The organism is Mesorhizobium salmacidum (SeqCode) (assembly GCF_037179605.1).
GTDB classification, from domain to species: domain Bacteria; phylum Pseudomonadota; class Alphaproteobacteria; order Rhizobiales; family Rhizobiaceae; genus Mesorhizobium; species Mesorhizobium salmacidum.
In genome coordinates this window covers 1-25,357 of record NZ_JAPYKS010000038.1, presented here as the reverse complement: position 1 = coordinate 25,357, position 25,357 = coordinate 1, and the positions used below count along the sequence as shown (strand labels likewise).

Sequence of the window (25,357 nt, the reverse complement as noted above, 5' to 3'; positions counted from 1 at the left end):
CAGCTAGGAAGCCCTAGGAAACGCCCGACTATGGTTGGCTAAGCCTTACCTACCCGGTTCGCTGCCACACGTTTCGTACAATTTGCTAGGTGGTAGTGACGATTTAACTATTTGAGCCAGATGGCGATGGCGGCGAGTTTGACGAAGCCCATGAAGTTGGCGAGGAGTTTGTCGTATCGGGTTGCGACGCGCCTGAACTGCTTGAGCTTGTTGAAAAAGCGTTCGATTCGATTTCGCTTCTTGTAGAGATCGCGGTCATAGGGGCGCTGGACCTTGCGGTTGCGCTTGGGCGGGATGACGACCTCGGCGCCACCTCGCGCGATCCTGTCGGCGAGGTGATCGGCGTCGTATCCTTTGTCAGCGATGGTGGCATCGGCGTCGATACCGTCGATCAGGTCGTGAGCACAGGCGATGTCGTTGCGCTGGCCGGGCGTGCCGATCAGGCGCAGGGGAAGGCCGAGCGCCTCGGTAGCTGCGTGGATCTTTGTGCTCAGGCCGCCACGAGACCGGCCCAGGCCCTGGGCATCCGCCCCCCTTTGACCTTGCGGGCCCCGGCGGCATGCTGGTGCGCCCGCACGATTGTCGAATCGATCATCAACCATTCGAGATCAGCTTCGCGGGCGAGTGCGGCCAGCATGTCGTCCAGCACGCCCATCTCGATCCAGCGATAGTAGCGTCGCTTCACCGACCGGAAATCCCCGAGCCGCTCCGGCAGGTCGCGCCAGCGCCCGCCTGAGCGTGCCATCCACAACAACGCGTCGAGGAACTTCCGGTTATCGGTGCGCGGGCCACGCTTTCCCTTCCTGCCGCCCGGAACAAAGTCCTTGATCCGCTCCCACTGGTCGTCCCGAAGCGCGTCGCAGTCCATCGCTGATCCCCAAAAATCAGCGTTGAATCTGATTTGCCGGACCGTGGGAATCCCCAATTCCTTAAATCGTCACCACCGCCTAGCTCCATTCCAAGCGATCATCATCCTCGTGGATCCGGACGCGCAACGCCGGCCACCGGAAATTCACCTTCGGATATCTCCGCTTTAACAGGAGCCGAAGCGCCTGGCATTCAGCCGGCGAGCCGCTCGCCGGCTGATGTCGGATCTCGTACCAAACGGAATAAGCGGTAGTGTGCTGAGAGTTCTGCAAATTCGCTGAGAGGGCGGTCATGGCAGGCTGGTGATGTTCAACGTCACCTGATTCCCGCGAAGGAACGCCACCATGACCAAGATTGAGAGTAAGACCGCCAGCGCTGCCGTCAAAGACATTCTGCTTTCGAACCCGGATGGATTGCACGAAGTGATCCGTGCGGTGATGCAGGAGGTGCTCGAGGCCGAGATGGAGGAGGCGCTGGGTGCTTCGAAGGACGAGGGCACACCGGAGCGTCTCGGCTATCGCTCGGGTTATTACGGCCGCACCCTTGTCACGCGTGTCGGCAAGCTTGAGCTGCGGGTTCCGCAGGACCGAGCCGGCCGCTTCTCCACTGAGCTGTTCGAGCGCTACCAGCGTTCCGAGCGGGCCTTGGTGGCGACACACTGTCGGAAATGTATGTGCAGGGCGTGTCGACCGAAAGGTCAAGGCGATCACCGAAGAGCTGTGCGGTCATGCCTTCTCGGCCTCATCGATCTCGGCCATCAACAAGCGCCTGGACGAGAGCCTGAAGGCGTTTGCCGAACGCCCGCTTCAGGAGCCTTTTGCCTACCTTATTTTCGATGCCCGCTACGAGAAGGTGCGCGAAGCCGGCGTCGTCATGAACCAGGCGGTGCTGGTCGCGGTTGGCATCGACTGGGACGGCCGGCGTCAGATCCTGGCTGTGGAGATGGCCAATCGCGAAAGCCGCTCGGCCTGGAGGGACTTCCTCGTCGGCTTGAAGGCGCGCGGCCTCAGGGGCGTCGAGCTGGTCGTGTCCGACGATCATGCCGGCCTGGTCGCGGCGATCGGCGAAGTCATCCCGGAAGCGGCATGGCAGCGCTGCTACGTCCACTTCCTCAGGAACGCGCTCGATCTGCCGAGGAAGCACGGCGACGACTGGACACGAGGTGGATAGCTCGGGTTACGAACCTGCCTGCGTTCGCAAGAGCTTTCGACCTCGAAGATGGGTCAGCTGACGTCGTACGGCGAGTAGTATTGGGAGTCGAACCAATCCACAGAAATATTTAGTTGATATTTTTGTTGGGCAGGATTGCCTTGCCTCAAGGCCAAGAACCTCGCTGGAGCAGGATTTTGCTGCGCTGTATTCGCCGATCGGGAGACCGTCGAACCGCCAGGGAAGCTACTACGGGCGCGGAAGATGTTCACGGACAATTAGTAGACATCAATTAACATGGCGACGATCTTAGCTCATTCCCGGCCAAATTGTTTTGCTCGGCAGGCCGAATTGGAGAACGCTACTTGGTCGCGGAATCGTCAAGGACCGCTGTGGAGACAGCCGGTCAGACCCATCTGGCCACGCTATCGCAGCTGGCCGTTGCCTCCTATGAAACCCTGGAGCGCGAGCTCAGGGCCACGATTGCCGTGCTCGAAGCCCAGGCACGACGCTTCGAGATGGCGATCGACAACATCCCGCAAGGCATCTGCTTCTTCGACGTCGATGAGCGGCTGATCCTATGCAACCGCCGCTACGCCCAGATATACGGCATCGCGCCTGACAAGCTGCAGACGGGCATGACACTGGCCGACATCGTCGAACACCTGCTCGCTGCGGGAACATCCGCGATGGACGGCCCGGCCTATCTGGCTTTCGCCCGCTCGATCAATTCCGGCACCAGTTCGAGAACCTGGAGCACCGAACTCAAGGACGGCCGCACCATTCAAGTCGGCCGTCAGCCGATTCCCGGTGGGGGCTGGGTGTCGACACATGAGGACGTCACCGAACTCGCCGCCAGCCGCGTGATGGTCAGCGAACGCGTCTCGCTGCAGGCGCTGATCGACTGGGTTCCCGACTATCTGTGGGTCAAGGATTCCGAAAGCCGATTCGTCGTGGCCAACAAGGCCCTCGCCGCGGACCATGGCAGAGACCCGAGCGAGATGATCGGCCTCAACGACTTCGAACTGCACGCGCCCGAACTCGCCCGGCGGTTCCGTGCCAGCGAGCAGGACCTGCTGCGCAGCGGCCAGCCGATGGTCGACAAGGAAGAATTCATCGTCGATGCTTCGGGCACCGGCAAATGGTTGTCATCGACGAAAGTACCCCTGCGAAACGCCGAGGACGAAATTTTCGGGCTGATCGGCATCGCCCGCGACATCACGGCGCGCAAGCAAGCGGACGATCTGCGGGATGGACAGGCGCATATCCTGGAAATGATCGCGACAAGTGCGCCGCTTCCTGAGGTGCTCGAACGTCTGATGCGCCTCATCGAGTCGCAACTGAGCGGTATAGTCGGCTCGGTGCTGCTGCTCGACAAGGACGGCGCTCATCTGCACCACGGTGCGGCGCCCAGCCTGGCGAAGGAGTACACTCACGCCATCGACGGCACCCGCATCGGCCCGAAGGTCGGCTCCTGCGGCACCGCCGCCTACCGGCGCGAGCCTGTCATCGTCACCGATATTGTGAGCGATCCCTTGTGGGAGGATTTCCGCGATCTGGTGAGGCCCTATGGCTATCGTTCCTGCTGGTCGACGCCGATCCTCTCGCATACCGGCGTGGTGCTCGGCGTCTTTGCCATGTATTCGAAGACGGTGCGCGAGCCGACAAAGGCCGAGAGCAATCTCATCGATTTCACCACCCGCATCGCCGGCATCGCTATCGAGCGCAAGCTTGCCGAAGACCGCATCCATTTCATGGCCAACCACGACGCGCTGACCGGGCTGCCCAACCGCGCCCTGCTCGGCGACAGGCTCTCGCAGGCTATCCTCTATGCCCAGCGCTACGGCCGCTGGGTGAGCGTGGTGTTCATCGATCTGGACAATTTCAAGCTGGTAAACGATACGCTCGGCCACAACGCCGGAGATATGCTGTTGAAGGCCGTCGCCAGCCGCATGGTCGAATGCGTCAGGGCGACCGATACAGTCGTGCGGCTGGGCGGCGACGAATTCGTCGTCGTCCTCTTCGACCAGGATCCGAATGTCGACCTCGTTGCCGCGACTCTGCAGAAGATCCGGACGGCAATCGCCGAACCCGTTTGTCTGGGTGAGCATCACATCAGGGCAACGGCCAGCATGGGCGTCGCCAACTACCCCGACGACGGCGCCACGACGGATGTGCTGCTGGCCAATGCCGATGCCGCTATGTACCGCGCCAAGGAGCTCGGCCGCGACAATTTCCAGTTCTATGCGCCCGAATTTAACGCGACGGCCCAGGAGAAATTTCTGCTGCAGGAGGAGTTGCGCAACGCGCTGGCGCGCGCCGAGTTCACACTGCTCTACCAGCCGCAGGTCGATCTTCGCTCCGGCAATGTCTTTGCTGCCGAGGCGTTGATCCGCTGGAACCATCCCAGCCTCGGACTGATCGCACCGATGAAGTTTATCCCAATGGCCGAGGAGACCGGCCTGATCGTGCCGATCGGCGACTGGGTGCTGCACGAAGCCTGCAGGCAGAACAAGGCCTGGCAGGATGCAGGGCTACCGCCGCTGGTGGTGTGCGTGAACGTATCGGCAAGGCAGTTCAAGGAAAAGAATCTGATCAGCCGCGTGGTCGATGCGCTGACGAACAGCGGCCTGGACGTGAAATACCTCGAACTCGAAGTGACCGAGAGCCTGATCATGCAGAATGTCGAAATGGCGGTGGCGACGATGAACCAACTGCAAAGCCTTGGCGTGCAGATCTCGATCGACGATTTCGGCACCGGCTATTCCAGCCTCAGTGCACTGAAGACTTTTCCGGTGGCTCGGCTGAAGATCGACAAATCCTTCATCAACGATCTCGCTACCGATGAGAACGACCAGGCCGTCGCCAGCGCCGTGATCTCGCTTGGACAGAAGCTCAATCTGCGTGTAATCGCGGAAGGCGTCGAAACAGACGATCAGATAGCGTTCCTGCGCAAAAACAACTGTGACGAGATGCAGGGCTATCATTTCAGCAAGCCGGTCTCCGCCCATGGAATCGCGAGACTGCTCTACAAGGAGCAAGGTGGTCACACTCCCCCAGAATGAGATTCATTGGCGAAGCCGCCTATTTGCCGTACCTCTCTTCCAGCGCGTTGGCGAAGCGCTCGCAAAGCAGTTCTCCGATCGCCGCAGTTAAGTGAAGGCGCAGGCGGCTCCCTTGGATATTCACCAAAGTGATAACAATTCCTCGATCGGAATATCCGGCTTCCTGAGGGACGTCGGTGACGACGAAGTCCTGTATCTCACGGGCCCGCTGTGGATCTTTTGGCATCATTGTTTCCAGCATCGAACGGATCGTGGGCAGAAGCTTCCGCCCCAGTCTGTCAGACTTGCGGCTGCCTAAATTAGCAGATTAGCCATCCATCCGTCGATACATTAGTGATAACTAATTGTCTTTGATCGTTACGGACAAGTAAGAATTCCGAACATCCTTGCACCAAAGAGCGTGAAGGAGAGGACGATCTTGCCAGATCACGTGCCAAGAACTATCAAGCGCTTATGAAGTGATCCCTGATCGCTCTCGTATCGCATCCGCCTGTTGCAGGCGATTCGCGTGTCGGAACCTAGGCTTTCTTGTCGCCATTGGGATTTGGTGCCGGCGCCTCGCGCACGTCTCGCGGTGGCGGATCGACATGTTTAAGCTCTGACGGTGCCTCCTTGTCCGGCCGACGGACGGGTGGCTGCGGGCCGGGCCTCGGCTGTGGTTCTTTGATCTTGGCTGGCATATCCAGTCAACTGGAATCCACAGGCTCTTGTTCCCTGATGCCTTAAAAGAACCTAATGCCTTAAAGGACCGGGAGACCGAAGCCGCCAAAAGCGTGTCACGGTGAAACAAACAGATCACAGTTTGCGATAGTCGGGATGAATGGTGCTCCGAAGAGCGTTCTAACTTTAGTTCGCCGGGTGCTCACATGAACCCCGAGCACCCAAAATCAAATGCTTTTGGGAGAACGACCATGAAACATCTCCTCATTCCGGTGATGGCAGGCTTGCTCATAGGTTCCACCAGCATGGCTTTGGCCACCAATGTCCACACGGTGACGGGCACGACAGGTCAGCCCAGCCAAGAAATCGGAACTGCTCAAACAGGAAGTGCGACCCCCGGCCACGCCAGCTCTGCTCCGGGCTCCGCCTTCAACCCGGATGGGAATGCCGGAACACATTACGCCGGCACCCAGCCACAAAACTCGAAAAATCCGAAGAGCGTATCTCAATACGACGCGGCCGGCTTCCAGCAGTCCCATAATCATTAGGAGCACGGTTCGCGAAACAACGGGCCCGGCCGCAGAAGCAGCCGGGCCGGCGCATTCGCCAAGTTGACGCCACTTGTCGGCGTGGACAAGGCGCTGGGAAACTCGTCAGCAGCACGCTTCGTGCTCACGTAAATCTATTTACCTGCCAGTCATAGCAGGCGCGGCGCTGGTGAACGCAGTTTTCCAACCCTCTGATTTCGGAATTTATCGGGACTAGGCTTCCGCCGGCGTGCCCGCCCTGTCACAAAGATCGATTGACGGAACGACTTTGCTCTCACCGGGCTTCTATCGGATTCAATTTGCTTGGCGCCCCACCATCCCTAGGGCAAACTCCCTGCCGGGGCTGCAGGAGGTGAAATGAGAGCACGCGCAGCAACGCTGGGGGATCTCGAGGACGTCTTCCATGGCCTGTCCAAGCGGATGTCGGACGAGTACGCGGCGGCTGGCAAGGACAGCAAGATCGCCTACGACAATCTGATGATGAATTTGAAGGAGGGCCGTGCGCACGCGCTTGTCGAGGGCGAGAAGGCCGTGGCGATCATCGCCTGGCATGAAAACAGCGACGCCGCCGATACGCTGTTTGCCGCGCAGGAGGATTTCTTCCGCGGCTCGACCGTCCGTTTCTGCAAGCGGCATATCAGGCATATCCAGGCGCTTTCCGGCAACCTTCCCATCCACTCGCGCAGCTGGCTTAAGGGGCCCGATGTCGCCAGATGGTTCGGCATTATCGGCTATGTCGAACGCGGCCAGGAGAACGGCGCCAAGCTGTTCGAACTGCCGCCGGCGCGCTGAATGGAAATTCTACCGCACCGCGAACGCCGCCTGAACCGCCCGGTTGACCGTCACCGGCAGGATCGACATGTGGTTCTCGCCGGCGTCCAACTCGAAGCTCGCCCGCAGGCCCGGGAGCGCGTCGAGGCGTTCAGCCATTGCCCGAGAGCAGTGTGCCGAACAATCCGGCCGGGATTTGCCGGGCGCTGCGACTCCCCGCCGCAGCCGCCTAAGGCCTACCGGCACTGAATTGATCGGCGGCATTGTCTTTCTCCCGCGGACACCGTCCACTATGGATGGGCGATGGCGTACCATCCGGGCGGCGACGCTGTTGCATTCGAGCCAGGTGGCCGAAAGATCGGTGACAAGCGCGGCCGGAAACTGTTGAAGATAATCCTCAACATGGAGAGGGACGTGCGATCGGGTTGCGCTCGGCAGGCGTTGATGGTTTGTTGCCGGTCAGCGGAGATCAAGTGATGCGAGAATCCATGGGTCAAGACGAATACGGGTCGGCGAGCCCCTTCGATCCGGACGACCTGCCGAATTTGAACGCGATCGGACCAGGGATCGGCAACAACGACTTCGAGAAATACGCGGTCGCCGTGATCATCGTGTTCGGCGCCCTGATCATCGGCGGGCTTATGGCAGCGTCGATGACTTTCGGCCACCGCAACGGCTTCCTCTTCGCGCTGGGCGGCGCCACGTCGGCCTGGATATCGGGTAACGCGCTGCTGCTCGACCGGCCACGCATCTATGCGCTGTTCGTCGGCATCGCTGCCCTGATGCTGATTGCATCGACCGTCACGCTGGTGACCTGACGGCTCCTGCCGGGCCATGAAGCGGAGGCCGGTCCCGAAAGGCGGAATCCGGCCTCGTCAGGCAAGGAACAGGCTTGCGGCCTGTCAATATCCAAGCGCTTCGCCCGATGCCGCGCGGCTGTCGATTGCGCCATTGTAGCGCGCGCCGCCGCCCTTCTCGATTTCCGCCAGGCTCTTGCCGCCGACCAGGATTCCGGCCGCCTGCCCCCAGCTCTGGTCAGCGAGATCGAGGTGATAGCCCATGCCGGCCAGCAGCCTTTCGGTGTCGGGCGAAAGCCCGAACGGCTCGATATAGACGGTGTCGGGCAGCCATTGGTGATGAATGCGCGGCGCATCGATCGCCTCCTGGATGTTCATGCCGTGGTCGATGACGTTGACGATCGCTTCCAGCGTGATGGTGATGATGCGCGAGCCGCCGGGGCTGCCGATGACCATGAACGGCTTGCCGTCTCTGGCCACGACTGTCGGGCTCATCGAGGACAGCGGCGTCTTCTTCGGCTGGATAGCGTTGGCTTCGCCCTGGACGAGGCCATAGAGGTTTGGCACGCCGGGTTTCTGGGTGAAGTCGTCCATCTCGTTGTTGAGCAGGATGCCGGTGCCGTCCGCCACCACGCCGGCGCCGAACGAGCCGTTCAACGTGTAGGTGACCGCGACCGCGTTGCCGTCCTTGTCGATAATCGAATAGTGCGTCGTCTCCTTCGATTCGCCAAAACCCTTCGGCATCAGGTCCTGCGACACACCGGCCCGGAACGGATCGATCTTGTCGCGGATGTCCTTGGCATAGGCTTTATCCAGCAGCTTGGAGACCGGATTGTCGACGAAATCGGGATCGCCGAGCGCCGAGTTGCGGTCGACATAGGCGTGGCGCATCGCCTCGACCATGACATGCACCGTTTCGGCCGAGCCGGCGCCGAGATAGGACAGCGGGTAGCCTTCCAGCACGTTGAGGATTTCGCAGATGATGACGCCGCCTGAGCTCGGCGGCGGCGACGAGATGATCTCGTAGCCACGATAGGAGCAGGTGACGGGCTTCAGCTCGCGCACCGCATAGTGTTCGAAATCACCCTTGGCCAGGATACCGCCCCTGGCGCCGCTCGCCTTGACGATGGCGTCAGCGATGGCGCCTTTGTAGAAGGCATCGGGACCTCTCTCGGAAATGGCTGAGAGCGATGCGGCAAGGTCGGGCTGAACCAGCTTCTCGCCGATGCCATAGGGCTTGCCACCGGGTTTGAGGAAGGCGGCGGCCGCCGCTGGGTCCCTCGCCAGCCTTTCAGCGCCGCCGGCGAATGAGGCTGCATCGCCCTGGTTGAGGATGAACCCGTCCTTGGCATAGTTGATCGCCGGCGCCATCAAATCCTGCCTGGACAAGGTGCCGTATTTCTGGCGCGCCATCTCGAAACCGGCGACGGAACCCGGTACGCCGACCGCGAGGTAGCCGTCGAGGCTGGCGCCCTTCACCGGGTTGCCATCCTTGTCGAGATACATGGTTTTGGTCGCGGCAAGCGGCGCCCGCTCACGAAAATCAAGGAAGGTCGATCTGCCGTCCTTGAAGCGGATGGTCATGAAGCCGCCGCCACCGATATTGCCGGCGTTGGGGTAGACCACGGCCAAGGCATAGCCGACAGCGACAGCCGCATCGACGGCATTGCCGCCCTTTTTCAGAACCTCGACGCCAACTTCGGAAGCCAGATGCTGGGCCGTGACGACCATGCCGTTCTCGCCCTTGGCCGGTGCTGGTGACGCGGCGAAGGCCGATGGCGAAAAGGCGAAAGTGATGGAAAGGCTGAGGGCGATCAGCGTCCGGCGGGTGAGGTGCATGGCGGGTTCTCCAGGTGGTGCTTGCTAAGAAGAGCTACTTGGAGCGATCGAGTCCATCTTCAATGAAGACATTCACGGGTTGGTGACTGCCCGCTTGTGGGGAGATACAGGGCGTGAGGGATCGCCAACCTTCAGACGTTTGTTCATCCAGGTTTGATTGTGAGGCAGCTCAATCAGCTGAGACGTCGGCGGGACAGCGCTCCCCTCTGTCCTGCCGGACATCTTCCCCGCAAGGGGGGAGATCGGCTCTACCTCAAACGATCCCGCCGGAGCCGCCTGCGACGGCTGGCCGTTCGGCCGCGACCTTGGCGCGGTAGCCCGCTGCCCGGTAAGCGGCGACCGGATCGATGGCGCCACCGGTCTTCAGCCGCGCCATGGCAAGGATCGGCTCGACATCGGTGCGGTAAGCCGCCTTCAGCATCTGCGTCGCCATCAGCGCGTCATTGCCGTCCTGAAAACCTTCAAGCGCCTTGCGGTCGACCAGCAGCGCCTGCGCATAGGCGCGCTGCACCTCGACCGCCGACAGCATCAGGCTTTCGATCGGATCGGTGACGTTGTGGCTCTGGTCGAGCATATGGGCGGGATCAAAGCCTTCGGCGCTGGAAAGCTCGGCATCGACCAGTTCGTTGAAGACGAGAAACAGCCGGTAGGGATCGATCGAGCCGGCATCGAGATCGTCGTCGCCATATTTCGAATCGTTGAAGTGGAAGCCGCCGAGTTTTTTGAACTGGATCAGCCGAGACACGATCATCTCGATGTTGACGTTGGGCGCATGGTGGCCGAGGTCGACGAGGCAGAACGCCTTGTCACCCAATTCCTTGGCGATGATGTAGTTGGTGCCCCAGTCCTGCACGACGGTGGAATAGAAGGCCGGCTCGTACATCTTGTGCTCGGTGAACAGCTTCCAGTCGGCCGGCAGGCCGGCATAGACTTGCCTCATGGCATCGAGATAGCGCTCGAAGGCTTTGGCGAAATTAACCTGGCCGGGGAAATTCGAGCCGTCGCCGATCCACACCGTCAATGCCCTGGAGCCCAGCGTCTTGCCGATCTCTATGCATTCGAGATTGTGCTCGACCGCCTGCCGGCGCGTACCGGCATCGGAATGCGACAGCGAACCGAATTTATAGGAGAGCTTCTGGTCCTTCGTGTCCGAGAAGGTGTTGGAATTCATGGCATCGAAACCGAGACCGAAGCGGGAGGCCGCCTGCTTCAGCCGGTTCGGATCGGCCTTGTCCCACGGGATGTGCAGGGAGACGGTCGGGGTCGCCTGCGTCAACTGCTTGATGACGGCGCAATCCTCGATCTTGTCGAAGATGTCGCGTGGCTCGCCAGCGCCCGGGAAGCGGGCGAAGCGAGTGCCGCCGATGCCGACGCCCCAGGAGGGGATCGCGACGGCGAATTTCTCGACCTTGTCCCTGATGGCGTCGATGGCGATGCCGCGCCGGTCGAGGCGTTCGCCGAGCGAGGCGTAGTCGCGCTCGATGTGGGCCTTGCGCGCGGCATTGCTCTTATCGACGATGTCAGCGGAGATGATGGATTCGGACACTGCTGTTCCTCCCAGAATGCATTCGGTCAGCGCTGCCCCTCATCCGGCCCTTCGGGCCACCTTCTCCCCGTATGGTGACGGGAGAAGGGAAGCGCTTCGACGTTAGCTCAGCGCGTAAAGCTCTGTGCGTTGCCGGCGTCGACGTTGATGATGTTGCCGGTCGACTTGGCCGACATCTCGGAGGCGAGGAAATAGATCGCCTCCGCGATGTCTTCCGGGAAGACGGAGCGCTTCAGCATCGAGCGCGAGCGGTAGTGCTCTTCGAGATCGTCGGTCGACATCTTGTAGGCGGCGGCGCGTTGTTCCTTCCACTCGCCGGTCCAGATCTTCGAGCCACGCAACACAGCGTCCGGGTTGACGACATTGACCCGGATCTGCGCTTCCGCGCCTTCCAGCGCGAGACAGCGGGCCAGGTGGATTTCGGCGGCCTTGGCGGTGCAATAGGCGGCGGCATTGGGCGATGCGGCAAGGCCGTTCTTGGAGGCGACGAAGACGACATTGCCGCCGATCTTCTGTACCCGGAACAGCCGGAACGCTTCCCGCGAGACCAGGAAATAGCCGGTCGACAGGATATCCATGTTATTGTTCCACAGCGCCAGCGTCGTCTCCTCGATCGGCGCCGAGGACGCAAGGCCAGCATTGGAGACCAGAATGTCGATGCCGCCGAACTCGACCGCCGTCTCGGCGAAGCCGGCAACGACCTGATCCTCCGAGGTGACGTTGATGAGGACCGGCCGGACGAAATCCATGCCAAAGACCTTGGCCAGTTCCTCATTGGCACTGGCGAGCGCCGCCTCGTCGATATCGGCCAGCACCACGCAGGCGCCTTCGCGCAGCAGGCGGTTGGCCGTAGCCCGGCCGATGCCGCCGGCGCCGCCGGTGACCAGCGCGATCTGGCCGGCGAGAGACTTCGGCTTCGGCATGCGCTGCAGCTTCAGGTCCTCGAGCAGCCAGTACTCGATGTCGAAAGCCTCCTGCGCGGGCAGGCCGACATAGGACGAGACGGTGGACGCGCCGCGCATGACGTTAATGGCATTGACGTAGAATTCGCCCGAGATGCGTGCGGTCGCCTTGTCGCCGGCGAAGGTGAACATGCCGACGCCGGGCATAAGATAGACCACCGCATTGGGATCGCGGATCGCGGGCGAATCCGCATGCTTGCAGCTGTCGTAATAGGCTTGGTAGCCGACACGATATTCGGCAATGTCGTCGGCGAGGCGCGCGATGACGGCATCGACGTCAGGCTTTGCCGGATCGAATTCGATGACCAGCGGGCGGATCTTGGTGCGCAGGAAATGATCCGGGCACGAGGTGCCGAGCGCGGCCAGCGGGCGCAAATTTTTCGAGTTGACGAATTCGAGCACGGCGGCCGAATCGTCGAAATGGCCGAGCTTGTGGCTCTTTTCCGAGATCAGGCCACGGATTCTCGGCATCAGCTTGGCGGCAACGGCACGGCGGTCAGCGGCGTCGAGCGACTTCATTACTTCGCCACCGAAAATCGCCACGCCTTCGGAGCGGCGCTCGAACCACTCGATCGCTTGGTTGATCACCGAGATCGTCGTTTCGTAGCACTCCTTGGGAGTGTCGCCCCAGGTGAACAGGCCGTGGCTTTCGAGGATGACGCCCTTGGCGGTTGGGTATTCGAGGCAGAATTTCTCCAGCCACAGGCCAAGCTCGAAGCCCGGCCGTTTCCACGGCAGCCAGCCAATGACGTCGCCGAAGATCTCCTTGGTCAGCGCCCTGGAATCTTTCGCGGCGGCGATGGCGATGATGGCATCGGGGTGCATGTGGTCGACGAAGGGCTTCGGCACGTAGGCGTGCAGCGGCGTGTCGATCGAGGCCGCGCGTGGATTGAGGTTGAAGGTGCAGTGGGGCAGATAGCCCACCATCTCGTCCTCGTGCTCGACGCCGCGGTAAAGCCCCTTCAGCGCCCGCAACTTATCCATGTAGAGGGTGGCGAAGCCGTCCAGTTTAATCGAGGCGCTGTCGCCGCCCGAGCCCTTGACCCAAAGCACCTCGACATTCTCTCCGGTGAGCGGATCCTTCTGCCAGATCTTCGAGGAGGTATTGCCGCCGCCATAATTGGTGACGCGCTTGTCGGAGCCGAGCGTGTTCGAGCGATAGACCAGAAGCTCGGGCTCGCTCATCCCCTGTGCCTTCGCATCATCCCACAGATTGGCGAGGCGCGAGCCGGAGCGCTTGTCGAGCATAGGTAATCCTCCCTTGGAGCGCGGACGATGCGCGCCTTTTTCGCCCAGGAATGTCTACGCAAGAGGCGAGCTTGTCAATCACAAACGATCAACATCAATCATATTGCACTGCACAATGAAATTATTTGATCGGAAATGATTGACACTGCTCGTTTTGGGTGCCTAGATGCTGAGGCAGGGAGGAACCATGCACGAAAAAGAGCGCCACAGGATCATTCTGTCCGCCGTCCAGGAAAAACCTGTGGTCACGGTGCAGGAGATGGTCGACCTGACGGAATCCTCCGAGGCGACGATCCGGCGCGACATCGCTGCTCTCCATGTCCAGAAACGCCTGCGCCGGGTGCGCGGCGGCGCCGAGGCGATCTCGCCGCCGCAGTTCATCGGGCTGGCGGGCCGCCCCTTCTCCGTCAACGAAACGCTCAACGCCGCGCAGAAGCGGGCCATCGCACGCGAAGCGGTCGAACTGTGCAAGGACGGCGAGCCGATCATCATCAATGGCGGCACCACCACCTTCCAGATGGTGCATTTCCTGACCGGCCGCCGCATGCCGATCTTCACCAATTCGTTTCCGATCGCCGAGCACCTGCTCAAGCACTCCAAGAACACGGTGATGCTGTCGGGCGGCACGATCTATCGCGAGCAGAACATCATCCTGTCGCCTTTCGACAACGACGTGACGCGCAATTTCTACGCGCGCCGCATGTTCATGGGCGCTCAAGGGTTGGGGCCTCTCGGCCTGATGGAAGGCGATCCGCTGCTGATCCAGGCGGAGCAGAAGCTGATCGACCAGGCCGACGAACTGGTGGTGTTGGTCGATTCCTCGAAATTCCGCAAACGCTCCAGCCTGATCCTGTGTGGCCTTTCGCGCATCGCAACCGTCATCACCGATGACGGCATCGAGGATCGCGAGGCAAAGATGCTGGAAACCGCGGGGGTGACGCTGATCGTCGCCCGCAAGTCGACAAAGGAAGAATCTTCACTGCAGGCCTGAGACAGCCTCACGCCGCAGCGGCGATGGAATGCAACGCTCAAGGGAGGAAAAACGATGAGCTTTCTGAAGAAATTGATGGTGACGGCGGCCTTCTCGGCCGCCATGTTCGTGAATGCCGCCTACGCCGAGAACGTCAAGATCGCGCTGGTGGTGAAGTCGCTCGGCAACGGCTTCTTCGATGCCGCCAACAAGGGCGCGCAAGAGGCGGCCAAGGAACTCGGCGACGTCGACATCATCTACACCGGCCCGACCAAGGCGACCGCCGAGGCGCAGATCGAAGTGGTCAATTCGCTGATCGCGCAGAAGGTCAACGCCATCGCGATTTCCGCCAATGATGCCGACGCGCTGGTGCCGGTGCTGAAGAAGGCCATGGAGCGCGGCATCACCGTCATCTCCTGGGATTCGGGCGTCGCCAAGGAAGGCCGCCAGCTTCACCTCAACCCGTCCGACACCGGGCTGATCGGCGAGACCATCATCAAGCTGGCCGCCGACTATCTGCCGGAAGGCGGCGATGTCGCCATCCTGTCGGCCTCCTCGACCGCGACCAACCAGAATTCCTGGATCGAAGCGGCCAAGAAGGTGCTGCCGGAGAAGTTCCCCAAGATCAAGCTGGTCGCCACCGTCTATGGCGATGACGACTCGGCGAAGAGCACCGACGAGGCCAAGGGCCTCTTGAAGTCCTATCCGAACCTGAAGGCGATCATCGCGCCGACCACCGTCGGCGTCGTCGCCGCCGCCCAGGTCGTCACCGACGAGAACCTGATCGGCAAGGTCAACGTCACCGGCCTGGCGCTGCCGTCGGAGTTCAAGAAGTTCATCGACAACGGCGCCAGCCAGGCCGTTGCGCTGTGGAACCCGATCGATCTCGGTTACTCCGCAGTCTACCTCGCCCATGACCTGGCGGTGAAGAAGGAAGAGGCCAAGCCGGGCGCCACGCTGTCGATCGGCCGCGTCGGCAAGGTGACGCTCGACGACACCAATTCGGCCGCGATGGCTCCGCCCTTCCAGTTCGACAAGAGCAACATCGAGAAGTTCTCCAAGATCTATTGATCCTGGCGGCCTTCAATGGCGCGGCGGGGCTTTGGTCCCGCCGCGACTTCAAACGGACCTAGTTTCAGGGCTTGATACGGATATGGACACGACAGCCCAACACAGCGAGACAAAGGAGCGGCCTGCGGCCTCGGCTCCACGCCTGACGCTGTCCGGCATCTCCAAGAGCTTTCCCGGCGTACGGGCGCTGCACAATGTCAGCCTTTCGCTTTATCCAGGCCAGGTGACCGCGCTGATCGGTGAAAACGGCGCCGGCAAGTCGACGCTGGTCAAGATCATGACCGGCATCTACCAGCCCGACGCGGGGACCATCAGCATCGACGGGCAGCCCGTCACCTTGCCCAGCGCGCATGCGGCCTTCGGAATCGGCGTCACCGCCATCCATCAGGAGACGGTTCTGTTCGACGATCTGAGCGTCGCCGAAAACATTTTCCTCGGCCATGCGCCGCGCAGCCGCTTCGGCACCATCGACTGGCGCACGATGCGCAAGAATGCGCGGGAAGTGCTCGACACGATGCATGCCGGCCATATCGACGCCGATGCGCGGCTCAGGGATCTCGGCATCGCCAACAAGCATCTCGTCGCCGTCGCGCGGGCCATGTCGATCGATTCTCAGATCGTCATCATGGACGAGCCGACCGCCGCCCTTTCGATGAAGGAGATCGAGGAGCTGTTCCTGCTCATCGAGTTCCTCAAGGAGCAGGGCAAGGCGATCCTGTTCATCAGCCACAAGTTCGACGAGATCTATCGCATCGCCGACCGCTACACCGTGTTCCGCGACGGCGAGATGGTCGGCGAAGGCCTGATCAGGGATGCCGGCCAGAGCCAGATCGTGCGCATGATGGTGGGCCGCGCGGTCGACCACATCTTTCCGCAGCGCAAGGCCGAGATCGGCGCGCCGGTGCTCTCCGTTTCCGGCCTGTCGCACCCGACCGAATTCAACGATATCGGCTTCGAGCTGCACAAGGGCGAGATCCTCGGCTTCTACGGCCTGGTCGGTGCCGGGCGCAGCGAGGTCATGCAGGCGATTTCAGGCATCACGCGCACCAGCAGCGGCACGATCACGCTGGAGGGCAAGGCGATCGCGCCGAAATCGGCGGCGGATTCGATCGAGGCCGGCATCGTCTACGTGCCGGAGGAACGCGGCAAGCAGGGCGTGGTGATCGGCCTGCCGATCTTCCAGAATGTTTCTCTTCCTTCGCTCGCCCGGACGTCCAAATCCGGCGTGCTTCGGCTGGCGGAGGAATTTTCGCTGGCCCGTTCCTTTACAGAAAGGCTTGACCTCAGGGCCTCCTCGCTCAGCCAGGATGTCGGAACGCTTTCGGGGGGAAACCAGCAGAAGGTGGTCATCGCCAAATGGCTGGCGACGACACCCAAGGTGATCATCCTGGACGAGCCGACCAAGGGCATCGACATCGGCTCCAAGGCCGCCGTGCACGGCTTCATGGCGGAGCTTGTGGCGCAGGGCCTGTCGGTGATCATGGTGTCGTCCGAACTGCCCGAAATTCTCGGCATGTCCGACCGCGTCGTCGTCATGCGCGAGGGTCTCGTCGCGGCGGTCTACGACAACAAGGGACTGGACGCCGAGACGCTGGTCAGGACGGCAGCGGGGATCGCGGCATGAAAGCATTCCTCAAATACCGCGAAATCTGGCTGCTCGCGGCCATCGTCGTGCTGATCGGGCTGATCTCGACGCGCTTTCCGGCCTTTGCCGATGCAGGCAACCTGCGCCAGGTGTTCAACGACACCTCGATCCTGATGATCCTGGCGCTCGGCCAGATGGTCGTTATCCTGACCCGCTCCATCGACCTGTCGATGGCCTCCAATCTGTGCTTCACCGGCATGGTGGTGGCGATGCTGAACGCCGCCCATCCAGCAATCCCGATCCCGCTGCTGGTCGTCATCGCGCTCGCCGTCGGGCTGATGCTCGGTGCCATCAACGGCCTGCTGGTGTGGCGGTTGAACATCCCCTCGATCGTGGTGACGCTTGGCACGCTGACCATCTATCGCGGCGCTACTTTCGTCCTGTCCGGCGGCGCCTGGGTCAATGCCGACAAGATGAGCCCGGACTTCATCGGTTTCCAGCGCGCTGCTTTCCTCGGCATTCCCGTGCTGTCCTTGATCGCCATACTGGTCATCGGCTTGTTCTTCGTGCTGATGACACGCACCGCGCTCGGCCGCTCGATCTACGCCATCGGCGTCAATCCGACGGCGTCGGTCTATGCCGGCATCGATGTCGGCCGCACGAAATTCATCGTCTTCTGCATCTCCGGCATGATCGGTGGCCTCTCCGGTTATCTCTGGATTTCGCGCTACGTCATTGCCTCGGTCGAGGTCGCCAACGGCTATGAACTCAACATCATCGCCGCTTGCGTCATCGGCGGCATCTCGATCGCCGGCGGCATCGGTTCGGTCGGGGGTGCCGTGCTCGGTGCGCTGTTCCTCGGCATCATCTCCAACGCGTTGCCGGTCATCAACATCTCGCCCTTCTGGCAGATGGCGATTTCGGGCAGCGCCATCATCCTGGCCGTCGTGCTCAACGCGCGCGGCGAACGCCAGCAGGGCCGCATCATCCTGAGAAAGGTGGAAGCGGCATGACCGACGTCCCCGCCCCTCGCCACATTCCCGATCGGCTCGACAAGCCGCTCTCTTCGGCGATCTTTTCCTGGGAAGCGCTGCTGGTCGTGGTGGCTATCGCCATCTTTGCCATCAACAGTTTCGCCTCACCCTATTTCCTCGACCCCTATTCGCTCTCCGATCTCACCTTCAACTTCACCGAAAAGGGTCTGATCGCCTTTGCAATGGCATTGCTGATCATCTCCGGCGAGATCGATCTGTCGGTGGCCGCCATCATCGCGCTGGCATCGACCATGATGGGCATGGCGGTGCAGGCCGGCGCCGGCACGCCAGTGCTTGTCTTGATCGGCATCGTCGTCGGCCTCGGCTGCGGCGCCTTCAACGGGCTGCTGGTCACGCGCCTCGGCCTGCCTTCCATCGTCGTCACCATCGGCACGATGAGCCTGTTTCGCGGCATCGCCTTCATCATCCTCGGCGACCAGGCCTACAAGGGCTATCCTGAAAGCTTCGCCTTCTTCGGCCAGGGTTACGTCTGGTGGGTGGTGTCGTTCGAACTGGTGCTCTTCCTCATCGCGGCTGTCGTCTACTGGTTCATGCTCCACCGCACGAGTTTCGGCCGTCGTGTCTTCGCCATCGGCAACAATCCGGTCGCGGCACAGTTTTCCGGCGTGCGCGTCGGCCGCATAAAATTCATCCTGTTTTGCCTGACCGGCCTGATGTCGGGCATCGCCTCGGTGCTGATCACCTCGCGGCTCGGCTCGACACGGCCGTCCATCGCCCAAGGTTATGAGCTCGAAGTCATCACCATGGTGGTGTTGGGCGGCGTCAGCATCCTTGGCGGCGCCGGCAGCATTCTGGGCGTCGTGCTCGCCGCCTTCATCATGGGGCTGGTGACCTTCGGCCTCGGCCTGCTCAACGTGCCCGGCATCGTCATGTCGATCTTCATAGGCCTGCTCCTGATCATCGTCATCGCGCTGCCGATCGTCTGGCGGCGGCTGCGCGGGGGACGCCTGGCCTGATGCCCGAGAAGTACGCATTCAAGATGATGCTCAAGCCCGGCATGAAGGCCGAGTACAAGAAGCGCCACGATGAAATCTGGCCGGCGCTGGTCGCGTTGCTCAAGCAGGCCGGCGTCTCCGACTATTCGATCCATCTCGACGAAGAGACCAATATCCTGTTTGGGGTGCTGTGGCGGCGCGATGGTCACGGCATGGACGATCTGCCGAAGCATCCGGTGATGCAGCGCTGGTGGGCTGAAATGGCCGACATCATGGAGACCAGGCCGGACAATGAACCGGTGGCGGTGCCCCTGGAAATAATGTTCCATATGGAATGAGCGCGATCCGCCACGTCGCCGTCATCGATATCGGCAAGACCAACGCCAAGGTGGCGCTGGTCGATCTCGCCACATTGAGCGAGGCAGCGCTGCGCCGCAGGGCGAATGCGCCGGTGCGACAGGCGCCCTATCCGCATCACGATGTCGAAGCGCTGTGGGTTTTCATCCTCGACAGCCTTGCCGCGCTCAACCGCGAACAGCGCATCGACGCGATTTCGATCACCACCCATGGCGCGACCGGCGTGCTGGTCGATGCCTCCGGCGAACTCGTGCTGCCTGTTCTCGACTATGAATTCGACGGGCCCGACGAGCTTGCGGAAGGCTATGGTGCGATCCGCCCGCCTTTCGCCGAGACCGGCACGCCGCGCCTGCCGCTCGGCCTCAATCTCGGCGCGCAATTCTTTTGGCAGCAGCAAAGCTTCCCGACGGAGTTCGCCAGGGCCGCCGCGATGCTGATGTACCCGCAATACTGGGCGCTGCGCCTGACCGGTATCGTCGCCAACGAGGTCACCTCGCTCGGCTGCCACACCGATCTGTGGAACCCCTGGACGGGGGATTTTTCGGCGCTGGTCGACCGCCTGGGCTGGCGCGACCTGATGGCGCCCGTGCGGCCGGCCAGGGACCGTCTTGGCTCGATCCTGCCCGCGCTTGCGGAGCGGATCGGGCTCGACCCACAAACGCCGGTCTTTTGCGGCCTGCACGATTCCAACGCCTCCCTGCTGCCGCATCTCCTGTCCGATGCGCCGCCCTTCTCGGTGGTCTCGACCGGCACCTGGGTGGTATCGATGGCGGTCGGCGGCAAGGCGGTCGCGCTCGATCCAGCAAGGGATACGCTGGTCAATGTCAATGCCCTCGGCAATCCCGTGCCCTCGGCGCGGTTCATGGGCGGCCGCGAATTCTCACTGCTGACCGAAGGCTCGGCGCAGAACTGGAACGACAGCGATGTCACCGCGGTCCTGGCGCGCAAGACATTGCTTTTGCCTTCGATCCAGCAAGGCTCGGGGCCATTTCCGCATCACACCGCCGCATGGCGCAAGGGCGAGGCCATCCCTCCCGGCCAGCGCTTTGCCGCGATCTCCTTCTACCTGGCGCTGATGACCGCCATTTGCCTCGACCTGATCGGCGGCGATGGCCCGACGACCGTCGAGGGACCTTTCGCGCGCAACCAATTGTTCACGCGGATGCTTGCCGCCAGGACCGGCCGCGCGGTCATCGCATCGGAAGCCGCTACCGGCACCAGCATCGGGGCCGCCCTACTGGCATCGGACCAGGGTGCCGCGCATGGCAAGGGCCAGACACAAGAGCCGCCGGCCGATCCGGCCTGGGCGGAGTATGCGCGCGCGTGGCGGGCGGCCGTCGAGGCTATTGGCTGATCAGAGGATCCGCTTGCCGAAGGCCGACATGACGAAGTTGATGGTATCGGTGCCGATCCTGGGCTCCAGATCGGCACTCAAACCGGAGACATTCATCGACAGCAGTCCGCCGGAAAGCGCGATCGCCTCCATCGCCTGATGCGTCTCGCGCACGGTGAGGCCGCCGGAACCAGCCGCCCAGCCGGCGAATTCGGTCACATCAGGCGAGTAGCTGACGTGAAAGCCTTGCGTGCCCGAGGTGGCGATGCGGATCGCCTCGTGCATCAGGTCGCGCATGCCCATGGCGTCGATGTCGGTCATGGTGAAGGCCGAGACGCGCGAATCCTTCAGCACCCGCACTTCGGCCGGGTCGGCATGGCGCAGTCCGACGATGACAACGTTTTCCGGCGACAGCTGCGGCTGCAGCGCGCCGGCCTTGTGGTCGAGGCCAAGCGAGCGCGCCAGTACCGACACTTCCGGCAGGTCGATGCCGTCCTCGTCCTCGGGCATCAGCGCGGCGATGGAATCGATCCAGATCAGGCCGAAGGAGTGCGTCGCGCGCGCCGTCGCCGTCAGCGCCTTGTGAGCGATACGACGATCGGCGGCTGCAGCCAGACGGAGCAGTCCTGAGGGCGGCCGATCGATATCGGCCAGTTCGACGACATCGAAATTCATCGCCTCCAGCCGGGCGCCGGTTCCCTCCCGGGCGAGGATGCGGGCCGCTTCCGCTTCGGCCGAAATCGACACCATCTTGCGGCCGGAGAAATCCGCGACATCGTGCATTGGTGCTTTTTCGACATATTCCGAAGTCATTGCCAAAAGCATGGCGCCATAGCTCATGCGGAAGGCGACGCGATCGCCAACGGCGAGCGGCGGATCGGCGTCCTGGACATCGAGCAGCAGATGGTCACTGGAGGCGCCGAGCACCCTTATGCCCTTGGCGATCGGGCTCAGCCCTTCGACCAGCACATCCTCGCGGCCGATATTGGCGATCGCGCGCAACCTGTCGCCTTCGTCGGGGAAGACAGGCTGGTTGCCGAAGGCGTCGTAACCGGAGGTGCCGATCGGCCGCGACGGCTTAAGCTTGACCTCGATGACGTCGCTGGTCAGCCGGCAGGCATCGGGTTCGAGTTCGGCCCATGGCACGTCACGGAAGGTTTCCACACCACCCTGCAGGATCGCCTCGCCGACGCGCAGATTGTTGATACCGGCCGGCAATTTGCCTTCGAGCAGCAGCGGCAGGGACGACGAGGCGCCGCCGGAGATGAAGTCCAGACTCTTCCCGGACAGCCGCTCGGTCTTGTAGGCATGGGCGACGAGCTGGCCGAGATTTTCCTCCGTCGGCATGATGGCGCCGAAGCAGCCGAGATTGGTGCCGATGCCGGCGATGCGCACGCCCTTCATGTCGAGAATCTGCTCGACTGTGGGGACGAGGTCGTTCGGCCAGATGCCCTCCCGGAGGTCGCCGAGATCGATCATCAGCATGATGTCGTGTACCCGGCTCATGCGCTCGGCGATGCGCGAGATTTCGCGGATGATCGTCAGCTCCGACTGCAGGCTGACGTCGACGGTGCGCACCACTTCCTCCACACGCGCCATCGGCGGGCTGCGCAACAGCATGATCGGCGCGCTGATACCGCTGTCGCGCAGTCGGCGGATGTTCTCGAAGCGGGATTCGGCAATGCCGGCGACGCCGCCGCGCAGCATGGCGCGCGCCACCTGCGGCATGCCGCAAGTGCCCTTGGTGACGCCGAACACCTTGATGCCCGAAAGCGCGCAACGATCGACAATGGTGCGTGCATTGCGCTCGATGCGGCCAAGGTCGATGGCGACTTGCGGTCCCGACATCTTATCCCCTGTAGACCAACCCCTGCGGGTCGATCTCCGGTTTGCGGCTGGCGACGAGGTCGGCGAGGAATTTTCCCGAGCCGCAGGCCATGGTCCAGCCGACATGGCCGTGGCCGGTGTCGAGGTAAAGGTTGCGGTATTTCGCCTGGCCGATGACCGGCACCGAGTTTGGCATCATTGGCCGCAAACCTGCCCACAGCTCCGCCTTCTTCTCGTCGAAGGCACCGGGGAACAGGTCCTTGCCGGTCCTGAACATGGTGGCAAAGTCGCTGGGCTTGTGGGTGCGGTCGAAGCCGGTGAATTCGGCGGTCGAAGCCAACCGCAAGCGATTGCCGAGGCGCGAATAGGCCATCAGCTGATCCTCGTCGGCGCCGCCCATGGTCGGGCCCTTGCTCTCGTCCTCCAGCGGAATCGTCGCCGTATAACCCTTCACCGGATAGACCGGCAGGTCGATGCCGTAGCGCCGGCCGAGCAGACCACTCTCCGGCCCCATCGAGATGACCACTGCGTCGCCGACGATCGGTCCGGCCGAGGTCATCACGCCCCGCACCCGGTCGCCCTCGATATCGAGGCCCTCGACCGTCGTGCCGTAAAGAAAGGTCACGCTGAGCTTTTCGGCGGCGTAGGCGGCCAAATTTTCCACGAACTGCCGGGAATCGCCGGTCTGGTCGATCGGCGAGTAGACGCCTCCGACGATCTTTTCCTTCACCCCGGCAAGACCTGGTTCAAGCTCGACCAGCCGGTCCCGGCCGACGATCTCGATCGGCAGGCCATGCTCGGCCAGATAGCGATAGTTGTCGGTGCCGGTGTCGAGACTATGCTGCGAGCGGAAGAAATAGAGGATGCCCTTCTTGCGCTCGTCATAATGGATGCCGGTATCGGCTGAAATGGCATTGATGCAGTCGCGCGAATAGAGCGCGAGCCGCAGCTTGACCTTGCTGTTGGCGCGCAGGCGGGTCACCGTGCACTGGCGCAGGAAGCGCAGGCTCCAGGCGAGAAAATAAGGATCGAAGCGCAGCCGCACCTTGATGCCGAGATCATGATTGTAGAGCCCGCGGAGGAACGTCTTAAGTGCCGCCGGCGAGGCCCAGGCGGTGGCATCCCCCGGAGACACCAGCCCGGCATTCGACTGGCTGGTGCCCCGCGCCGGCGCCGGATGGCGCTCGATCACGGTGACCTCGTGACCGTCGGCGGCCAGGTAATAGGCGGCCGCCGTACCGACGACGCCGGCTCCAAGCACCGTTATCTTCATGCCATCCCCCAAAGCTCTCGCGGCACGGCGCCTCCACGCTGTATCGCGAATGCTTGCATAGCGTGTCGCCGCGCACCTTGCGAGCCCTTGGGCTTGTGAGCCCCTGGGAAAGCGCGCTCAGCTCCGCGCGGAGTTCTTGCTGGTCAGGATGCGCTCCCAGGCCAGCGCGTCGTTGACGATCTGGTCGAGATCGTCGCGCTGCGGGGTCCAGCCGAGTTCGGACCGCGCGAGATCGGAATTCGCAACCACCGCCGCTGCATCGCCGGGACGCCGGTCGCCCATCCTGACCTCGAAGTCATGGCCAAAGGCGCGGCGCACGCTGTCGATGACCTCGAGCACCGAATAGCCATGGCTATAGCCGCAATTGGCGACGAGGCTGGCGCCGCCGGCGCGCAGCCGTTGCAGCGCAAGGCGATGCGCGGCGGCCAGATCGCTGACATGGATATAGTCGCGCATGCAGGTGCCATCCGGCGTCGGATAATCGGTGCCGAAGACCTGCATGAACGGGCGCTTGCCTAGCGCGGTCTCGCAGGCGACCTTGATCAGATGGGTGGCGCCCGGCGTCGACTGGCCGGTGCGGCCCTTCGGGTCGGCGCCGGCGACGTTGAAATAGCGCAGCGCCGTGTAGCGGATGGCGTGCGCAAGGCCTGCATCGCGCAGCATCCATTCGCTCATCAGCTTGGACAGGCCATAGGGCGATTCCGGCGCCAGGCGGGCATCCTCGCGCACCGGTTCCAGTCCGGCGCCGCCATAGACGGCGGCTGTCGAGGAGAAGATGAAATTCGGCACACCTTCGCGCACCGCGGTTTCGATCAGCGTGCGTGTCTTCGAGGTGTTGTTCTCATAGTAGGCGAGCGGGTCGGCGACCGATTCCGGGACGACGATGGAACCGGCGAAATGGATGATCGCGTCGACCTTGTTCTCCCGGATGATCGAGCCGACCAATTCCTTGTCGGCGACATCGCCGACGACCAGCCTTGCCTCCGGTGCCACCGCCCATTCGAAGCCGGTGGAAAGCCGGTCGAGAACGACCACGCTTTCGCCCGCATCCAGCAATTCCCAGACCATATGGCTGCCGATATAGCCTGCGCCACCTGTCACCAAAACCGTCATCCGCGTCCTCGCTTACCCTAGATTTATCGGAAACTGTCTCAACAACCGCCTTACTGGAAAGTCTGCCGTCTGCCCATTAAAACCCGATGTAACCAGTGTTCACTTGATGTGGCATCATGCGGAAACAAAAGTGAACCAAAGAGCGTGCCACGGATTGGGAATAGGCCATGATCCGCCGTCGTTAGGAACAGGTCCGGGGCGTGGCATTTTGACCAAATCGGCCCGGTGGACGACCAAAAGGCCAATGATTATGATCCCGCCCAAAATTGGGAAGTCGAGATGAATTACCAGCGTTTCTTCGAGGAGGCGATCGACCAGCTCCATGCCGAGCGTCGCTACCGCGTCTTCGCCGACCTCGAGCGCATCGCGGGCAAGTTCCCGCGCGC

The 25,357-nt window shown here is 62.3% G+C and carries 19 protein-coding genes and 2 pseudogenes; 12 read left to right on the top strand and 9 right to left on the bottom strand.

Annotation, left to right across the window (positions count from 1 at the left end; translation table 11 throughout):
* Positions 1-107 precede the first annotated feature (107 nt).
* Positions 108-868, bottom strand: a protein-coding gene (locus O7A60_RS29230) for an IS5 family transposase (RefSeq protein ID WP_337109166.1) whose coding sequence is annotated in 2 segments (ribosomal slippage) — positions 108-529 and positions 529-868 — 762 coding nt in all. Because the reading frame shifts where the segments join, the coding sequence is not laid out codon by codon here.
* Positions 869-1,211: 343 nt separating this feature from the next.
* On the opposite strand from O7A60_RS29230, the pseudogene O7A60_RS29225 reads away from it, so the two are divergent.
* Positions 1,212-2,019: pseudogene (locus O7A60_RS29225) on the top strand (IS256 family transposase); the annotation flags it as partial.
* Between the two features lie 362 nt (positions 2,020-2,381).
* Positions 2,382-5,081: an EAL domain-containing protein gene (locus O7A60_RS29220; RefSeq protein ID WP_337109165.1), complete on the top strand. Its 2,700-nt coding sequence runs from the start codon at positions 2,382-2,384 to the stop codon at positions 5,079-5,081.
* Between the two features lie 19 nt (positions 5,082-5,100).
* Here the strand turns inward: O7A60_RS29220 and O7A60_RS29215 are convergent, their stop codons facing one another.
* The gene (locus tag O7A60_RS29215; RefSeq protein WP_337109164.1) at positions 5,101-5,322 is read right to left on the bottom strand and encodes a hypothetical protein; all 222 of its coding nucleotides are present in this window, start codon (positions 5,320-5,322) and stop codon (positions 5,101-5,103) included.
* A gap of 670 nt (positions 5,323-5,992) precedes the next feature.
* Here O7A60_RS29215 and O7A60_RS29210 point away from each other — a divergent pair.
* Together O7A60_RS29210 and O7A60_RS29205 are read left to right on the top strand one after the other, a co-directional pair.
* On the top strand, positions 5,993-6,289 hold the full coding sequence (locus O7A60_RS29210; protein WP_140510765.1) for an adenylate cyclase: 297 nt from the start codon (positions 5,993-5,995) through the stop codon (positions 6,287-6,289).
* Between the two features lie 357 nt (positions 6,290-6,646).
* Positions 6,647-7,081: a hypothetical protein gene (locus O7A60_RS29205; protein ID WP_337109163.1), complete on the top strand. Its 435-nt coding sequence runs from the start codon at positions 6,647-6,649 to the stop codon at positions 7,079-7,081.
* A gap of 9 nt (positions 7,082-7,090) precedes the next feature.
* Here O7A60_RS29205 and O7A60_RS29200 read toward each other — a convergent pair.
* Positions 7,091-7,228, bottom strand: a pseudogene (locus O7A60_RS29200) (alpha/beta hydrolase); the annotation flags it as partial.
* Positions 7,229-7,536: 308 nt separating this feature from the next.
* On the opposite strand from O7A60_RS29200, the gene O7A60_RS29195 reads away from it, so the two are divergent.
* Positions 7,537-7,878: a hypothetical protein gene (locus tag O7A60_RS29195; RefSeq protein WP_084636831.1), complete on the top strand. Its 342-nt coding sequence runs from the start codon at positions 7,537-7,539 to the stop codon at positions 7,876-7,878.
* Between the two features lie 84 nt (positions 7,879-7,962).
* Here the strand turns inward: O7A60_RS29195 and ggt are convergent, their stop codons facing one another.
* From ggt to O7A60_RS29180, 3 genes are all read right to left on the bottom strand, one after another.
* Positions 7,963-9,696, bottom strand: a complete 1,734-nt coding sequence (gene ggt, locus O7A60_RS29190) for a gamma-glutamyltransferase (RefSeq protein WP_337109162.1) — start codon at positions 9,694-9,696, stop codon at positions 7,963-7,965.
* A gap of 253 nt (positions 9,697-9,949) precedes the next feature.
* Positions 9,950-11,242, bottom strand: coding sequence for an L-rhamnose catabolism isomerase (gene rhaI / locus O7A60_RS29185; RefSeq protein ID WP_337109161.1), 1,293 nt, complete (start codon positions 11,240-11,242; stop codon positions 9,950-9,952).
* 107 nt (positions 11,243-11,349) lie between these two features.
* Positions 11,350-13,452 (bottom strand): bifunctional rhamnulose-1-phosphate aldolase/short-chain dehydrogenase, encoded by a 2,103-nt coding sequence (locus tag O7A60_RS29180; protein WP_337109160.1) that lies wholly within the window; start codon positions 13,450-13,452, stop codon positions 11,350-11,352.
* 187 nt (positions 13,453-13,639) lie between these two features.
* Between O7A60_RS29180 and O7A60_RS29175 the strand changes: the two genes are divergently transcribed.
* From O7A60_RS29175 to O7A60_RS29145, 7 genes are all read left to right on the top strand, one after another.
* Positions 13,640-14,443, top strand: coding sequence for a DeoR/GlpR family DNA-binding transcription regulator (locus O7A60_RS29175; protein ID WP_027145694.1), 804 nt, complete (start codon positions 13,640-13,642; stop codon positions 14,441-14,443).
* A 54-nt stretch (positions 14,444-14,497) separates the two neighbouring features.
* A complete protein-coding gene (rhaS, locus tag O7A60_RS29170) occupies positions 14,498-15,493 on the top strand; it encodes a rhamnose ABC transporter substrate-binding protein (protein ID WP_015319234.1) in 996 nt (331 codons plus the stop codon).
* 82 nt (positions 15,494-15,575) lie between these two features.
* Positions 15,576-17,117, top strand: a complete 1,542-nt coding sequence (locus O7A60_RS29165) for a sugar ABC transporter ATP-binding protein (RefSeq protein ID WP_337109159.1) — start codon at positions 15,576-15,578, stop codon at positions 17,115-17,117.
* Positions 17,114-18,091, top strand: a complete 978-nt coding sequence (locus tag O7A60_RS29160; RefSeq protein ID WP_337109158.1) for an ABC transporter permease — start codon at positions 17,114-17,116, stop codon at positions 18,089-18,091. Before O7A60_RS29165 ends, O7A60_RS29160 begins: the two co-directional genes overlap by 4 nt.
* Positions 18,088-19,089 (top strand): ABC transporter permease, encoded by a 1,002-nt coding sequence (locus O7A60_RS29155; RefSeq protein ID WP_140510753.1) that lies wholly within the window; start codon positions 18,088-18,090, stop codon positions 19,087-19,089. The genes O7A60_RS29160 and O7A60_RS29155 overlap by 4 nt, the downstream gene beginning before the upstream one ends.
* Complete coding sequence (rhaM, locus tag O7A60_RS29150) at positions 19,089-19,406, top strand: L-rhamnose mutarotase (RefSeq protein WP_337109157.1); 318 nt, start codon at positions 19,089-19,091, stop codon at positions 19,404-19,406. Before O7A60_RS29155 ends, rhaM begins: the two co-directional genes overlap by 1 nt.
* Positions 19,403-20,779: an FGGY-family carbohydrate kinase gene (locus tag O7A60_RS29145; protein WP_337109156.1), complete on the top strand. Its 1,377-nt coding sequence runs from the start codon at positions 19,403-19,405 to the stop codon at positions 20,777-20,779. Before rhaM ends, O7A60_RS29145 begins: the two co-directional genes overlap by 4 nt.
* On the opposite strand, the gene O7A60_RS29140 is transcribed toward O7A60_RS29145, so the two are convergent.
* From O7A60_RS29140 to galE, 3 genes are all read right to left on the bottom strand, one after another.
* Positions 20,780-22,606 (bottom strand): alanine racemase, encoded by a 1,827-nt coding sequence (locus tag O7A60_RS29140; RefSeq protein WP_337109155.1) that lies wholly within the window; start codon positions 22,604-22,606, stop codon positions 20,780-20,782.
* A gap of 1 nt (position 22,607) precedes the next feature.
* Positions 22,608-23,858, bottom strand: coding sequence for a D-amino acid dehydrogenase (locus tag O7A60_RS29135; protein ID WP_337109154.1), 1,251 nt, complete (start codon positions 23,856-23,858; stop codon positions 22,608-22,610).
* A 117-nt stretch (positions 23,859-23,975) separates the two neighbouring features.
* Positions 23,976-24,971, bottom strand: coding sequence for a UDP-glucose 4-epimerase GalE (gene galE / locus O7A60_RS29130; protein WP_337109153.1), 996 nt, complete (start codon positions 24,969-24,971; stop codon positions 23,976-23,978).
* Between the last annotated feature and the right edge of the window lie 386 nt (positions 24,972-25,357).